Annotated in this window: 8 protein-coding genes; 2 read left to right on the forward strand and 6 right to left on the reverse strand. The window is 40.4% G+C overall.

Annotation, left to right across the window (positions count from 1 at the left end):
- Positions 1 to 10: 10 nt before the first annotated feature.
- Entirely contained in the window at positions 11 to 1,150 is a 1,140-nt protein-coding gene (locus KKC46_04010) for a hypothetical protein (protein MBU1052978.1), read from the reverse strand.
- A 61-nt stretch (positions 1,151 to 1,211) separates the two neighbouring features.
- Between KKC46_04010 and KKC46_04015 the strand changes: the two genes are divergently transcribed.
- Positions 1,212 to 1,403 carry a hypothetical protein gene (locus KKC46_04015; protein MBU1052979.1) on the forward strand — a complete coding sequence of 64 codons (192 nt, stop codon included), beginning with the start codon at positions 1,212 to 1,214 and terminating at the stop codon, positions 1,401 to 1,403.
- A 518-nt stretch (positions 1,404 to 1,921) separates the two neighbouring features.
- On the opposite strand, the gene KKC46_04020 is transcribed toward KKC46_04015, so the two are convergent.
- From KKC46_04020 to KKC46_04035, 4 genes are read right to left on the reverse strand one after another with little or no spacing between them, the layout of a single operon-like run.
- A complete protein-coding gene (locus KKC46_04020; GenBank protein MBU1052980.1) occupies positions 1,922 to 8,932 on the reverse strand; it encodes a hypothetical protein in 7,011 nt (2,336 codons plus the stop codon).
- Positions 8,929 to 9,693: a hypothetical protein gene (locus KKC46_04025; protein ID MBU1052981.1), complete on the reverse strand. Its 765-nt coding sequence runs from the start codon at positions 9,691 to 9,693 to the stop codon at positions 8,929 to 8,931. The genes KKC46_04020 and KKC46_04025 overlap by 4 nt, the downstream gene beginning before the upstream one ends.
- Positions 9,690 to 11,645 (reverse strand): hypothetical protein, encoded by a 1,956-nt coding sequence (locus KKC46_04030; protein MBU1052982.1) that lies wholly within the window; start codon positions 11,643 to 11,645, stop codon positions 9,690 to 9,692. The genes KKC46_04025 and KKC46_04030 overlap by 4 nt, the downstream gene beginning before the upstream one ends.
- A 45-nt stretch (positions 11,646 to 11,690) precedes the next feature.
- Entirely contained in the window at positions 11,691 to 12,293 is a 603-nt protein-coding gene (locus KKC46_04035) for a hypothetical protein (protein ID MBU1052983.1), read from the reverse strand.
- Positions 12,294 to 12,354: 61 nt separating this feature from the next.
- Here KKC46_04035 and KKC46_04040 point away from each other — a divergent pair, with 61 nt between their 5' ends.
- Complete coding sequence (locus KKC46_04040) at positions 12,355 to 12,558, forward strand: lysine N(6)-hydroxylase/L-ornithine N(5)-oxygenase family protein (protein MBU1052984.1); 204 nt, start codon at positions 12,355 to 12,357, stop codon at positions 12,556 to 12,558.
- A 464-nt stretch (positions 12,559 to 13,022) separates the two neighbouring features.
- Here the strand turns inward: KKC46_04040 and KKC46_04045 are convergent, their stop codons facing one another.
- Positions 13,023 to 17,327: a hypothetical protein gene (locus KKC46_04045; protein ID MBU1052985.1), complete on the reverse strand. Its 4,305-nt coding sequence runs from the start codon at positions 17,325 to 17,327 to the stop codon at positions 13,023 to 13,025.
- Between the last annotated feature and the right edge of the window lie 278 nt (positions 17,328 to 17,605).

The following is a 17,605-nucleotide window of genomic DNA, read 5'->3' on the forward strand; positions in this document are numbered from 1 at the left end:
ATCCTCCCTTTTAATTTATTTGACTACATATCAGCGCAGAGCGGTAAATACTTATCCAGCCAGATGAATCATGCTGAAAAATTTCTATCCTCTTTCCATTGATATCATCTTCTACATACGGACCACAGCTTCTTTGAACAATTACCTCTTGAACTCCATTTTGATCAATATCAATGACCCCACCAAGACTGAAGGCAGGTGAGCTTTCCTCTCCATATAAAATCTTCTCAATTTTTCCCGACCCCCATAAAACAAAAAGAATTTCATTAAAAGCTATTCCTGCTCTCTCATTCTCTGAGACAGTCTTATTCGATACATACAACGTATATACACCAACGTAATCTTGGTTTCCGCTGTTATCAAGATCAAGCATCTTAATAAAATCAAGTCGGCTTTCGTCTTCATTTAATATTATTCTATTTTCGTTTATGAGTCGTTTTTCAATAGGTTTCATAGCTTCTGCAATAAGATATTTCTTTACCTCTTTTACTGCTTTTGTTGTATCATTTTCAGTTACTGTTAATGCTTCCATTTTATTTGATTTATTAAAAAGGGATGGCACTGCCACCGCTTTGACAGTGGCTGAATTTAAAATTAAATCATCTTTTTTGATTGCATAAACAGAGTTATTCTCATATCTCCCCGGCAGAAGTTTGCCTTCATATATTCCTGTGCCTTCAATATCAAATAGTAATGTTCCAGAAGGACAAGTGTTAGTATCAAATAACTTGATCTTTACATTGCTCAATCTCCCAATCATTTCCGTTCCAACATAGACATTGAAGGATTTTTCTGTAACATATTCTTTCATAAATTTTTTGATTCCTATTTTTTTTGCTATTAAATAAGGATCAAGCAATTTCCCTTTCTTAATTATAAATAAAGGGCTAAACACATCATTCTTATTTTCAGTTCTGTGTTTATACATTTGTATGATTTTGGGCTGAAATAGATAAAGCCCATCTGGCAACTTTACCTGTATAGTCTGTTGGGTCTTATATGTAGTTGATGCCTTTGTGTCTGCTGCATTGCCTACCAAATATTCTAAAACAAATATAAGCAGTAGAAATACTAAAATCAAACCTTTTTTGGTGGTATTTAAATGGGGTAGTTTGAGTTCATATCTTGAATTGTGAATTATATTTTTCATATTCTATTGTTCCTTTCCTGTTCACTTTGATTTGTAAGCTATATTGGAAAATATTGAATCAATGAATGTTGACAAAATATCTTTTAAGGCAGGTATGCTTGATGACCGCATTATTGATCCGCCTTCCCCCGAAAGCTTTTTAAACTCTTCTGACAGGATTTACAGGATTAACATGATTATTTTCAGACCGTTCAGGAAGATCGGCCCGAAATACATATCTGCTACTTGCTGCCTTTGCTCTGTTTTGCAATAGTTCCGTTTGACATCAACGCCTGATAAGCCAAATGTGTTTCCGCCACATGCGATGACTTATTGCTTCTGGCTTCCGGCCGGTAACTATCCTGTGCTTCCTGTTAATCCTGTCTGATAAAAAAATAAAAACGAAAATCTATATTTATAGTTAAAAAGTCTACTACTTTACTTTAACACTAAAAAATCTAAATCCGGTAGTACTGAAAAGAGATACTTGAACGAAAAGAATAAAACTGAAATAATATGTGACAAATTTTTGGATGTATAAATATTATTAATTTGAATTTCAAGAATATAATATTTCATTAAACTTTATATTTTCATTCCAATAATATATGTTTTACGCTTTTAATATCGTTCAGTTGAAATCTTCTTTTCCCTTAAACTTTTAACGGTTTATGGATAGGAGGTTTTATTTTTATTCTCAAAATTATAAATTTGAAAAGATATAATACAGAACAACCCACAAATAACATACAGATTGACAAAAAAATGAACTTTTTCTCATATAAAGCTTCTTTATGACAATAATATGTGATGCATATTAGAATTTTGTGAATTATTCATGATGTGTGGAAGAACTACCAGGTTGTTTCCGACCTGGTCTAATGTGATATCATCGGGTGTAACTTCGAAGTCCCACTCAATATAAGCTCCTGAACTGTCGTAGTCTTCATAAATAACATCCTGCCCGTAGCCGCGACCAAAGATATAGGTGTCATTGCCTGCTTTTCCGGTAAGCACATCATCGCCTTCTTTTCCGTCCATTATATCATCAGAGCTATAGCCTGTTAAGACCTCGGCTTCGGAAGTACCCTCAAGAGCAAGCTGCTTAAGCATTGCAACATCCCAAACCGTTCCGTCTGCAAACCGGATTTCATCAATCTTTTCAGATTCGTTGCCTTCATCTGCAAACCAGTTTTCAACCGTCATGCTGTCGCCGGTATCCTTCTTGGTTACAACAAGGTCATCTTCATTTCTGCGAATTTGAATTGATTCAGTTGTAATGCCTTCATCAATCAGAATCGTATCAATGCTTGAAACTTCGCTGTCAGAACCTCTTATTACATCCTGCCCCGAACCGGCCTTAAAAATAAAGGTATCGCTGCCTTCGTTTCCTTCAAGAAAATCATCGCCTTCATCACCGGATATTGTGTCGTTTCCTGTACCGCCATGTAGATAATCAACCCCGGTTCCTCCATTAATAATGTCGTCTCCGTTTCCTCCGTAAATTACATCAATATCTTCATTGCCGGAAAGCGTATCATTGCCTGCTTCACCATAAATCCAGTCATTTCCGTCTCCACCGGAGATAGTATCATTGCCCTTCCGTCCGTAAAGAAAATCAGTTCCATTAAATCCGCTTATAATATCATCCGTGTTATATCCGATAAGTATATCGTTCGCATCTGTTCCAAGAAGTACTTTCGCCTTAATTGCATCAACATCCCAAACCGTACCGTCAGCAAACTGTATATGCTCTATCTGCCATTCGGAGCTTTCATCAAAGAACCAGTTTGAAACCGTAAGTTTGTCTCCGGTATCTTTTATGGTTAATACCAGATCGTTTTTCTTGTGCTGTATTAAAATATCATCAGGCACAATATCGGAACCAAGTAAAATAGTATCAATGTTGCCCGGTGTCCTGTCCCGGTCAACTACGGTGTCATAACCGTCTCCCCTTCCGAACAAATAGGTATCGTCACCATTTGCACCATTGTATGTATATGGCATTGATTCATAGTAGTTCCATCCATTGGCAACGCTTCCGTATATAATGTCGTCTCCAGGCCCGCCGTCATAAATGTCATTGCCAGAATTTCCGTATAATATGTCATCACCTTCCCCGCCTATAAGTGTATCATTTCCGTCATTACCGGATATTTTATCGTCTCCTGAACCGCCTTCGATAGTGTCGTCGCCGCCCCATCCATTCAAATAATCATTGCCGCCCAATCCATAGATATTATCCTGACCGGAAAATCCACCTATAAGATCGGTTTTGTCCGTTCCGGTCAGAATAATGTCTTTAATAGTATCGGCGCTCCATACAGTATCGTCTGCAAACCTGAATTGTTCTATCACAGTCTGATAATGCCAGTCTCCATTGCTGTAGAAAAAACAATTTTTAAGCAAAATAGAATCCAGGGTGCCGATTATGCTTAATTTGATATCGTAGTTGCCTGAGCGTTCCACCTTAATATCGGTTGATAAAATATCTTCCCCGAATATAATGGTATCAATATTTCCCGGTGTCGTATCCGCATCGTTTATTACATCCTGCCCGCTTCCTATATTAAAAACATATGTATCATTCCCGGTTCCGCCATCCAGAGTATCTGCGCCTTCACCCCCATCAAGTATATCTTCTCCGGCATTCCCATAAATTTTATCATTTCCAATGTCTCCATAAAGTTCGTCATTACCTGAAGCTCCGTATATGGTGTCATTGCCTCCTATCCCGTGCAGAATATCATCACCGGGTGTTCCATAAATAATGTCATCTGTTTCTGACGGAACTGAGACTATACCGGCTATAGCATCCGTATCCCATATAGTGCCGTCCATAAACTGGATTTGTTCTACTCTGTTTAACGGACTGTCGTTTTTAAAATAGTCCTGTACTGTAACCTTATCAGCGGTATTATTAACTTCAACTATCAGATTATTGCCGCTTCGTCTTAAAGAAATGTCATCGGGTGAAATATTGCTGCCCAGAAACAATGTGTCCGTATTCCCTTCTGTAGGATCAGTATCGTTAATAGTTTCCCAACCCGACCCAAGCCGGAATATATATGTGTCATTGCCTCCTTCACCCAAAAGAAGGTCCTTTCCTTCTCCGCCATCCAGTATATCGTCACCCGCCCCGGCCCAAATGCTATCATTGCCACCACCTCCAACAAGCACAGCATCTCCTGAATTGTTTTGAAGAATATCGTTCAGAGTAGAGCCGTATATAACATCATCTCCATTACCTCCCGATATACGGCTATCCGTTTCGTCGGTTCTGATTATAGCCTCAGATCTGTTTGTTCCAACGGTTGAATCAATTTTTGGCAACCCTCCAGTATCTATCACCCAGCCCAAAGACTCATCCTGGATTATAAATTCTTCTCTAAAATTCAAATACCCTATGGCGTTTGTGTCATCGGTTGCTCTGTATGTTCGTGCGAACTCAGACAGAAGTTCTTTCCCTTTTTCAGGATCATCGGCAAGTTCGTTCACAATTGTTGCGGATACTGATGATAGATCAACGAGTTTAGTGCTATACCAGTCATATTCAATTTGTCCAAAAAGAAACGCAAGGTGTGATTGTTGCATGAGCATTGCATAACATGTCTCGCTTATGCGATGGTATATACCATCAAGTATGTCGCCTGCAGCGCTATTAGGATTAGGCCCGTTTGCGCCTGTGAATGGTTTTCCCATATATGCTTCAATTATGGCAAGTTTTCTTCCGTCGAAGAATGCGCCCCGTGAATTTTGCGCAACTGAATCAGTTTCAGTCCACTTAAAAAGGATTTGTTCCATTAAGGCATTGCGTGTATCAACACCTTCAGCCGAGATAAATTGTTCAACCAGCGATTTCAAGTTTCCGCTTGCGTCTTTTACCATTGCCTGATGCAAATCGGATACTTTCCCTGAACCTTCAAGGTCAGGAAGTACAGCAATTTCATCCGGAATATCAACAAGGTTGACGTCCCTGGTGTGTGTGACATTCGTTTTAAGCCCATATTCAGCTATAGTATTTTCGCTATCATCTGTGCGAACAAAAGTTCCCTCTCTTGTGATTGTGTTGCCTTCGCCATCAGGCAGGTTGACTACCTCAGAGTCGAGTTTGATTGCTTTAATGCCAAGGCTGTTTAAATCATGAAGTTCATCAGCAGAACTAACACAGTCTTTATTTATATCCTGCCATACACGAAGCTTTTCAAACATAGAATCATTGGCATCAATTATACCGTCATTATTTTCGTCAAGTTCGCTTAAAGCCTCAAACCCGTTTGCCGCTTTTATGCCTGTCTCAAGATTTGTATTATCGCCAAACAGTTCTGAGCCATCATTGATTATGCCATCATTATTAATATCTCTTACAAGCAAACCGTCATCTTTATCCACCCATCCGGTTCTTTCCGCAAATCCGTCGCCATCGTGATCAAAATGGGTTGAAGTACTTATCCTCGTGCTTTCAATTCCGTCGCCGTCAAGGTCGAGTATCAATGGGTCTCTTCTTCTTGGAGGTAATGCTGTTCCGGCATTATTATAATCAACCTCCATTGAGTTTAAAGTACTGGCTATGAACTCATCAAGCCCCATTATTGTTCTTCCGGCCATTCCGCTTATGTCAATATCCAGATTAGTACCATCCGGCTTAGTTGTATGAATCTTCATAGAACCGAAAATACCTGCTCTTGATCCTAATTCAATATATCTATTAAGCCTACCCCCTTTATATTTGTAACTTATATCATCTGTCGTAATATTGGGGTTGTTATCATTTCCCTGAATAACAATTTTATTGTGCTCCGAATCATTGTAGAAATTATCATTAACATGGACATTTTTACCGGATTCCGGATTATAAATATAAGTATCATCCCCATCTTCACCATCCATTATGACATCGCCTGATCCGTAAATATTTTCGTAAAGCAATGTATCATTTCCGCTTCCGCCGAAAAGAATATCAAAACCGTTACCCCCGGACAGGATATCATCTCCTTCTTCACCATATAAAATGTCATTACCAGCTCCGCCATACAGAATGTCATTATCTTCCCCGCCGTAGATCGTGTCATTACCGCTTAAGCCAAAGATAATATCGTCGCCGGTTTCTCCGAAAATAATATCATTTCCGTCATTGCCCTGGAGTTCATCATTACCTCCGCCTCCATAGATTTCATCATTGCCTGTGCCGCCCAAAATAATATCCGCACCATCACCGCCCTGAACAAAATCGTCATCAGCTCCGGCATCAATAGTGTCAATACTGTAATCTTCTCCTGTATAACTGCCAATGGCATTACCGAAAATCCAGTCTTTGCCTGAGCCACCGGCTATCGTATCTGCTCCCAAGCCGCCATCAATATAATCATCACCATCATCACCCTGCAGCCAGTCATCCCCTTCTCCACCATAAATCCAGTCATTGCCGCCATAACCGAGAATTACATCATTTCCATCACCGCCATCAATAAAATCACCGCCTGAATTCAGGATATTATAATCGCCCTGTATATAATCATTGCCATCACCACCAATCAAGGTATCGGACTTTCCACCGCCATAAATCTCATCATTTCCGCTACCGCCATCGATATAATCCTCTCCTTGCTCACTATCCGGCACACCGTCATTCTCACCCAGCAAAATGTCATTGCCGGTTCCGCCAAAAATCGTATCATCCCCGGCATCGCCTACGATGAAATCATTATCCGATCCTCCATAAATCAGATCGTCGCCTCCGCCGCCAACAACTATATCGTCTCCGCTGCCGCCATATATCTCGTCATCGCCCTGAAAATAAGTCGGGTTTGTATTTACATTCGTAAAGGAAACAACCTTATCCGGTGTAACTTCGAAGTCCCAGTCAATGTAGGCTCCTGAACTGTTATAGTCACCATAAATGACATCATTTCCCCCGCCACCGGCAAGTAGATCGTGCCCTTCGCCACCCAGGAGAGCATCATTACTGTTTGAGCCATAAAGCTGGTCATCGCCTTCATTGCCGACAATAAGGTCTCCTGTTTGGTTTATGCTTGTTGCATTTTCGCCTGCTGATATTAAATCAGACATCGAACCGGCGTTTTCTCCAAATATCTGGTCATTTCCCTCCTCGCCGAAAAGTATATCCGAACCTGTGCCTCCTTCCAAAACATCATTACCTTCACCGGCGGAAATTGCGTCCCGGCCGGTGCCACCTAAAAGCATATCATCACCTTGCAAAGAAGAAATCGTATCATCACCATCTCGTCCCTCGATACGGTCATTGCCGGTGGTACCTGTTAAAACGTCTTCCAGATCCTCAGGGTACTGATCGCCGAGAATGGTTTTGGTTGTATTCGGAACTTGTGGCGCTTCCTTCAGTTGTATTCCGAAATCTCCGGGTTGAAAGTCCTCGCCAAGCGTAATTGTTCCGCCGTCAGGAAGGACTATTTTATAAGGAGAATGTTTGTTGACTTCCACAGTTCCGTCAGGTGATTTCCATTCCGCATCTCCTGACTTATAGAAGGTCTTCATCAAATGCGGTATGCCGTTGCTGTCGGTCCAGAATATTCTGTTTTCACCGTCCGTATCTGTTATCGTATCGTTGCCGTCTCCGCTTTGAAAGTAATAATCATCATTGCCAAGACCTCCCTCCAAAATATCATTACCTTTACCACCTTCAAGAACGTCATTACCATCTCCACCTATCAATATGTCTTCACCGTCACCGCCATTTAAATCGTCTTTGCCATCACCACCGTAAATGACATCATCTCCAGTACTGCCATCTATAATATCTGAGCCTTTTTCTCCGAAGATAAGATCATTTTTATTTGTGCCTATAATAATGTCTGCCCAGTTTTTTTCTATATAATCGTATGAATCAAGTCCTCTTCCAACAATCACCCAACCGTCAATAGTCTTTCCCTTGGCCAAATTTAAGACTAGATAATCACTAGCTGCTTTTATTGAGTCATTTATATTCTGGATTCCTGATGGTGGTGGATATTTAGAAGGTAATTCATATGCACTAAGCTTTATACTGCCCAATCCTTCATATTCATAACGGGTGTACATCCGCATGATTTCTTTGGTTTGATCCGCGGTCAAAACTCCGTCATCGTATAGGCCAAACTCATTAGCCTCTATATATCTCCGGTTCGTATGGCCGCCCCCTTTATTTGAGCCATATCTGATCTCATACCAAGCCTCCGCACGATTTTCATTATTGATAGCGGCCAATGTTGCTGGTATCTTATTTCTTATGCCAGCAACGCTAGGTATTGTCATAGTATAGAGAAGAGATAGAATTGCGGTCTTCTCTTTTGATTTTGCCAAACAATAGCCAAGAGCGGTATCCAAAGCTGTTTCATATTCGTTCAACAAAATATTAAGAAGCTTCGCGGCATACGGTTCATCTGGCAATCTAAGTGAAAGTAGCTGTGAATTATTGTAAATCTGTTGTCGCAAAGAAGATATTTGTTGATTAATTATTATTAGTTGTTGTGGCGTTGCGGTTTTTGCTTGTAGCTCCAGAGACTTTATTTGGATAGCATATCCTCGTGCCTGTGACAGTAAAGGTGCATCGCTTCCCGGCAAACTTATTTGCTGATTGACTGGCAAGTTGAGTTTTGTATTTGTTGTGGTCAGATACTTATTTATATCTGAATCGGTTCGTACAAGAAGGTCAAATCCATATCCAATGGCAATACTGCCATCATAATAAGGCCGTGTTTTATTAGCAGTATTATTCTCTAGTGGTTTTACAAATGAGTCTCTCACAGTACCGTTAGGATCTGAATATGTATGTAATATTAAACTCATGGCTCACCTCCTTGGTTTGTTTTTTGGAATTTGGTTCTATTTTTCTTGAAATAACAAATGTCTTTTATCTGATTGCCAGGATTTAGCCTTAGAATAACCAGCCATTGATCTATCTGATGGGGTTCCCAATCCGTCATAGATACATAATAAACATTGTCGTAAATAAACGGATTGAAGTAGAACCAGCCGCCTAAGAAATTATAAACAGGCACATTTTTCTTATTCCCTAACATAGGAATTATCTGAGTTGGCGGGATTTCCTTTAGGGAATATCCGTTAGCTCGAAAAGGGCTGGTTTCTTCATTATACCCGATAATCCCTAATATTTTTTTATATAATTCCGTATTTCTCTTAATACCATCTTTAAATTTATTCTCCTCATGCTTGTCAAAAATAAAAATTTGATCTGATGGGATACCACGCAAGCCAAATTCATATGATTTTATGACTATCTCTATCTTGCCATCATTATTAATATCAAATTTGGAAAGAAGCATTGTTTCACGTAACGAGGAATAGTTATATTCGTCTTCCCCTTTATCATTTATTAGATATGCTCGTTTCTTCTCCCATTTGATGTTATTGAATTCCTCATGCTGGTCGTATTTAATCTCTCCATATTTTTTAAGATCATCATTATAAAGCTTTCGCATGTGGCTACACAAGGTATCGTCTTTACACATTATACTAACATACTCGTCAGCAAAACAAACTGAAGACAAAAAAATCAACATTAAAAAAATCAACATTCTTTTCTTCATGCCGCCCTCCTTAATATTATTTTTCTAGACACAAAGTCGTTTCCATCTTCGCTGGAGAGCATGTCCCCCTGCTCATTTATGCTCTGGGCTTGGCCTCCTTCCAAAACATCATTACCTTCACCGGCGGAAATTGCGTCCCGGCCGGTGCCACCCAAAAGCACATCATCACCTTGCAAAGAAGAAATCGTATCATCATCTTCTCGTCCCTCGATACGGTCATTGCCGGTGGTACCAAGCAGCGAATCATCCAGCTCCTGCGGATTCTGATCTCCGAGAATTGTGTTTGTGGTAGTCGGATTTTCTATCGAATCCTTCAGTTGTATTCCAAAATCTCCGGCTTGGAAGTCCTCGCCGAGTGTAATTGTTCCGCCGTCTTCTGTCGTTATCTGCCAGGGAGAGTGGTGCGTGATATTTACTTTTCCATCAGCAGATGTCCAAATATCAGCGCCTGTATTGTATAATTTTTCAACGGACTGGACGTTACCGTTAGCATCCTCATATACTATACGATTTTTACCTGAATCAATAATCGTGTCATCACCGTCGCCATGACTGTAGTAATAAATATCTTCACCTTCACCGCCAATAAGAATGTCATCACCCTTTCCGCCCTTAAGCGTGTCAGCTCCATCACCTCCAACAAGCACATCATTTGCGGTTCCGCCGGTTAGATCATCACTCTTGTTACCGCCAAGCATGAAGGCTCGCTCGGTTCCGGCAGTAGCATTCATAGCGCTGTAGCCAGCCTGGATATACCAGTCTGTGAGATTAGGAAGGTGGTAATTAATGTATGTCTTATCGTATACCGGCAGAGTATCTATGTAGTTCTGAAAATAGTTCGTGAAACCTTTTGTATCACTCAGCGCGGCAGCTACATCTCTGCGGTCGAATTGGAGACCGCCCGTAACTTTAGTGAAAAGTTCCTTGTTCGCATTTATGGCAACAGGCATTATATAATACATCTGCATGGCAAACAAAGTCATGGCGTTGGTGATATTGCTATTCGTCATGGTCAAGCCGCCAGCCTGGGCGATTTTATTCATATCTGCCGCAAAACGGTCAAGCATTTTATCAGGTGGCAATATTTCCAGTATTTGTACTGTTTGTCCTTGCTTTGTTGTTTCAAATATACCAAGTTGATGATTGAGCAGTTTTCGAAGTAAATCTTCATTGTCTATGTCTTTATTATCCGCAGCAAACAGATTCTGATCTAGAATTTGTGTTACCAAATCAGGCAGAATCTGAGCTGCTTTGAGAAAAGTCTTCGAAGCCTCCAAAGCGGTCATCAATGCTATTGAATGCCTGTTCCCACTTCCTGCTGTCGAAATTCCCAAAGAGTATGGTTTATCAAGCTCCATAAGGGTCAAAGCGGATAATCTGGTAGGTTTGAGCACCTCACCTTCAATATAGTAGTGATCCACGTTCGATTCCCTTGTTAGGGCACGAGCTCCCGCGCTAGCGGCAAAAAGAGCTAAATTTGCATCAAAAGTACCTGAAAGACCCATGGTTGCCATAGCCGCTATAATAACCGGTTGGCTTAATGCTGCTAGCTGGAAAGGTGCTTGGTCAAACACGGTTGCTTTTTTGTCAAAAAAGACCGCCATTAGTGAAGCCAGTCCACCGCCCAGGGAGTGTCCTGTAAAAGTTATATCAGCATTCGGATTGGCGGCCTTCACTTCAAAATAATAGGTCATCGCTTCAAAAATCTGGGGTACAGGAGCTCCCAGTCCTGCAGTCCAGCTAATAGGATCCGCAATAAATTCGTTTGTTCCTGTATAGGAAATTACAATCTCGTTGGTCAGGTCATTTATATATGCTCCGGCAGAAAAGCCGGTCCACCGGTCAGGCACCCAGTCAAGTTGTCTCCAGCCCTTGGGTATACTAATCTTGTTTATGTCTGATGCGTCATAAACACGCGTTGATAGCTGCAAGTATTCAAGTTTACTTGGCATGGTTTGTTCTCCTATTATGGTTTATTGTCGTTTAAATTAAGTGTATCAAACGCAAACCTTACGCATTGGCCCAACCTGTTTAACTGCTCGTCGAGTGCGAATATTTGAATACCACTTACGTTTTGTTTCCAAATCGACATATTTAGGCATGTCATTGTGTAGCCTAGCATATAGATTTGACATAAGTTCTTTAAATTTGTCGGGAAGCGCTTCTTCAATCCAAATGCCATTCCGATATATGTATTTTGAATAAACCTCACAACCAGCCGAAACACCAGCAAGTGAATAAATAATGGGGTGTCCCAATTCTATGTTAAGGATCAAAGGTATTTCTGGCCATGTCCCACTGGAAGACATTTTTGTCGAACTCCATTTGATCAATTTTCCTGATTCATCTGGATGGATAAATTGAATGCTATATTTCTTGGGTTTAGTTCCGCTGCGGTTAAATGCCAATTCATCACCGCCACGTTCACTTTGCATTTCCCGTTCAACAATTATGATCCGACCATCGCTCAACTGCACTTCTTCCTTCCATTTTTCTGAACAGCCAACGCCAAATAAAAATACCATAATTATAATGAGCAAAATAAATACTATCCTGGGTGAATTAGAGTAATATCTTGAAGTTTGAAATATGCTTTTCATATTCTATTGTTCCTTTCCTGTTCACTTTGATTTGTAAGCTATATTGGAAAATATTTAATCAATGATTACTGACCAAATATCTTTTAAGGCAGGTATGCTTGATGACCGCATTAGTGATCCGCCTTCCCCCGAAAGCTTTTTAAACTCTTCTGACAGGATTTACAGGATTAACATGATTATTTTCAGACCGTTCCGGAAGATCGGCCCGAAAAATACATATCTGCTAATTGCTGCCTTTGCTATGTTTTGCAATAGTTCCGTTTGATATCAACGCCTGATAAGCCAAATGTGTTTCCGCCGTATGCGATGACTTATTAACTATCCGGCTTCCGGCCGGTAACTATCCTGCGCTTCCTGTTAATCCTGTCTGATAAAAAAATAAAAACGCAAATCTATATTTATAGCTAAAAAGCATACTACTTTACTTTGACACTAAAAAATCTAAATTCGGTATTGCTAAAAAGACTTGTTTAAACGAAAAGAATAAAATCAAAATAGTATATGACAATAATAGCAGATGTATAAATATTATGATACTTAATGTCAAGAATAGAAATTATCTTTTCAGTTTCATCTTATTATAATTTCGAAATATCTGCTTCATGACAGATATTGTGTAGGACTTAAAATATTTCAGAAATTACAAAACTTTGACAAGATAGTACAGAACAACCTACAAATAGCATACAGATTGATAATAAAATGAACTTTTTCTCATATAAATCTTCTTTATGAAAATAATATGTGATGCATATTAGAATTTTGTGAATTATTCATGATGTGTGGAAGAACTACCAGGTTGGTTCCGATCTGGTCTAATGTGATATCATCGGGTGTAACTTCGAAGTCCCACTCAATATAAGCTCCTGAACTGTCGTAGTCTTCATAAATAACATCCTGCCCGTAGCCGCGACCGAAGATATAAGTGTCATTGCCGGCTTTTCCGGTAAGTACATCATCTCCTTCCTTACCGTCCATTATGTCATCAGTACTATATCCTGTCAGGCTATCGGTTTCAGAAGTACCAACAAGCGCAAGCTCTTTGAGCATTGCAACATCCCAGACTGTGCCGTCAGAAAACTGTACTTTATCAATTCGATTTCCTTCGTTTCCTTCATCTATAAACCAGTATTCGACTGTCATGCTGTCGCCGGTATCCTTATTTGTTACAACAAGGTTGTCCCAGTTTCTATGGATAAAGATCGCATCAGTTGTAATACCTTCATCAATCAGAATCGTATCAATGCTTGAAACTTCGCTGTCAGAACCTCTTATTACATCCTGCCCCGAACCGGCTTTAAAAATAAATGTGTCGCTTCCTTCGCCTCCCTCAAGGATATCGTATCCTTCATCACCGGATAATATGTCGTCACCGCTTCCACCATATAAACGATCATCCCCGGCTCCGCCATGAAGTACGTCATTTCCGGAACCACCTTCAAGATAATCATTTCCATCATCGCCAAAAAGTGTGTCATTGCCGGCTTCGCCCGAAAGTCTATCTTTTCCTGCTCCGCCTGATATAACATCATCTCCGGTTCGCCCAAAAAGGGTATCATTTCCATCGTACCCGCTTATAATATCGTCTGTGTCATAACCTCTAAGTTTATCATTCGCATCCGTTCCAAGAAGCACCTTTATCTTGATCGTATCCACATCCCAAACTGTTCCGTCTGCAAACTGAATACGCTCTACCTGCCATTCACCGCTTTCATCATAAAACCAATTCCTTACTTTTATTGTGTCATTGGTATCCTTGATTGAGAGTATCAGATCATCACTATATGCCAGGCGAATTAATTGAACATCATCCGGTAAAATGTCTGCCGCGAGAAGAATTGTATCCGAATTGCCTAAAGTTACATCGCGGTCATATATGACATCCTGTCCTGAACCACGGCCGAAAATATAAGTGTCATCACCGTTTGCTTTGTTTGAGTAATAGTTAGTTCCTCCATATAATGAGTCATTACCGGCTCCTCCATCCAGTATGTCATTCCCTTCCTTACTATACAGGCTGTCATTTCCGGCCATGCCTTGAATGGTATCCTGGCCTGAGAAACCTTGAATTGTATCATTAGCGTCTGTTCCGGTTAGAATAAAATCTTTAATGGTATCGCCATTCCACACAGTACCGTCAGTGAATTTGAATTGCTCTACTACCGTGCGGTAGTCTTTTTCGTTATTTAAAATACAATTCTTAACTAAAAGATAATCCTGTGTACCGATAATGCTTAATTTAATATCCTTACTCCCGTAACGTTCCACCTTTATATCGGATGGCGAAATATCTACTCCGAATATAACGGTGTCAATATTTCCGGATGTTGTATCCGTATCACTGATAGTGTCCTGTCCGCTTCCTCTGTTGAAAATATATGTATCATTTCCGGTGCTGCCATCAAGAAAATCTGTGCCTTCTCCGCCGTCAAGAGTGTCTTCTCCGGCTTCCCCATAAAGCATATCATTACCGATGTCTCCGAAAATAGTATCGTTGCCTGATCCACCATCCAGAGTATCCGCACCTTCACCGCCATCCAGTATATCATCTCCGGCATAACCATATAGTTTATCATTGTCTGCATCTCCAAAAAGAGTATCATTGCCTGAATATCCGTATATGGCGTCATTGCCTCCAAGCCCGTGAAGAGTATCATCTCCCGATGTTCCATAAATAATGTCATCGCCATTAGTTGGAAGCGATACCATGCTGCGCATTACATCCACATCCCATATAGTACCGTCCATAAACTGGATTTGTTCTACTCTGTTTAATGGGCTGTCGTTTTTGAAGAAGTCCTGCACTGTCATTATGTCGGTAGTATTATTGATCTTTACTACCAGGTTATTACCCACCCGTCTTAACGTGATATCATCGGGCGTAAGATTACTTCCTATCCAGATTGTGTCCGTATTTCCTTCCGTGGAATCTGTATCTATTATTTTGTCTTGCCCCGAACCCAAACGGAATATATACGTATCATTTCCCGCCTCGCCTTTGAGTTCGTCATTTCCCGTTCCTCCGTCCAGGATATCATTACCCGCTCCGGCCCAGATACGATCATTTCCAGCCCCTGCCACAAGAATTGAATCTCCCGTTTCATTAATAAGAGTCTCGTTACGTGATGTGCCGTATATTACATCCGATCCGGCAAGGCCGTTTATATATCCGTCACCCTCTGTCAGGCTTCCTTTGACTGCATCGGCGTTGTCGGTTCCTTCAATATGAGGAGACCAGGTGCGTTGTCCTTCGCCTTTTTGATCGTAAACTGTTAATCCACCACTATCTATCACCCAGCCTAAGGATTCGTCCTGCATTATAAATGTTTCTCTGAAGGAGAGATAATCCATCATATCCTGCGCGCCAAGGCCCCTAAGCGTTCTGGAGAATTCTGAAAGAAGTGTTTTGCCCTGTTCTGGGTTACTTGCCAAGGCTGTCTGAATATCTGTAATAACTGCGCTCATGTCGGCTTTTACACCATTTATCGTTTCATCCCAGTTATAGATAATTTCACCATAAAGATCTTTTAAATGTGTCTGCGCCATAAGTTGGGCGTAGAACATTTCGGAAAGGCCCCGGTATGACTCGTTAAGAGGAATAGCAGCAGCAGATGTTGGATTTGCGCCGTTTGTTCCAACAAATTCTTGCCCAAAAAATATCTCCAGAGTGGCAAGTTTTTTGGCATCAATATTTGTACCCCTACTGTTTGTATTTATGCTATCGGTTTTCGCCCATTTGAATATGATTTGATCAAGGAGGTTTTTTCTGGCATTGACATCAGTTGTGGCGGCAAAATGCTCCACCAGACTTTTCAACTGCCCGCTTGTATCCCTGATCATAGCTTGTTGAAGGTCATAAACATTGCCTGATCCCTGCAAGTCCGGGAGAGCTGCAATATCACCATGCACTTCTAACCATTCTTCTGCAATAGTGTTGGCTGTATCTCTTTGGAGATTATAACTTCCTATCTGGCCCGTAGTATTGTCTGTTTTTTGGAAACTGCCAATTCGGGTTTGGGTATTACCTTCTGGATCAGTTTCTCCGGTCGGTGTTGAATCAAGATTAATAGATTGAATACCTAATTCGTCTAAGGTATACAACTCTTCCGGCAATGATAATCCATCTCCATTCACATCCTGCCAAACTTTTAACTCACTCCAAACAGCATCATTTGCATCTATTTTCCCATCATAATTATCATCAAGATCAGCCAAAGCCGCAAAGCCGTTTGCTGCATTACTTCCATTCTCTGATATAGTTTGGTCGCCAAACAATTCTTTACCATTCTCTATTGTTCCATTACCGTTTATATCTCTAACAAGTAGTCCATCATCCGGAGCAGCCCAGCCGGTCTGCTCGGCAAAACCGTTGCCGTCATGATCGAAGTAAGCTCCAGATTTAAGATTAGTAGTTTCTATTCCGTCACCGTCAAGATCAACGATTAGAGGATCTTTACGCGAGGGTGTTGCTGCAGATCCAGCATTTTTGAAAAAATCATAAATTTTGCTAAATGGGGATTCCATATTCACTAATGGCATTATAAAATTAATAAAAAATCCCATACTATTATTCACTACTTGACGTGCAATTGTACTCCAGATTAAGTTGAATAAATCTTTAGCCGCATTCTTTATTGCCTCTGTAGCTGTCGATGGGATATCAACTTTCGCAATTTTTTCAGTAAAAGCAAAGGCAACCAAGCACGTATATAATTGCTCTTGCCCATCCATTTGATCTGAACTTATCTGACTTATGGCTTTAAGCAATTCAAAATCTGCTTGAAATATGAGCTCAGCCTCATTTGCTTGTCCTTCTGCAGCAGCATAATCAAAATCATGTTGTTTACATGCTGCATCAACCTGGCTTGGCTGGTTAAAAGCATTTAGTGCTGGTGGCATACCCCAGTTTGGATTATCAGTTCGTTGACCACCTGACCATCCAGGACCACCCCAGTTGCCTCCTGTCGGTATCCATGAATCAGAATTAGAATAAGTAAATCCTTCCCAACCAACTTTGAAACCATTATTTGCCATGGCACATCCCCCTTGTTGAATGCTTAGTTTTAATAATACAAAGCTATATACTGCCTATTATTTAAGTCGATTTATTATGCGTGACGGGTAATCAGGCAAAGATATCTCTTTACTTGTACCGCTTTTAATATAGTAAATCAATGTCATTAACTTAAGCGAACGAATAATATTATAAATGACTAATTATATTACAATAACTATTGATTTTATGGCATTAGCATGATATATTCACTTTCAATAATAACAAACAATTACTATTGTGAAAGGAGTATACCATG

The organism is Pseudomonadota bacterium, from assembly GCA_018817425.1.
GTDB lineage: Bacteria > Desulfobacterota > Desulfobacteria > Desulfobacterales > RPRI01 > RPRI01.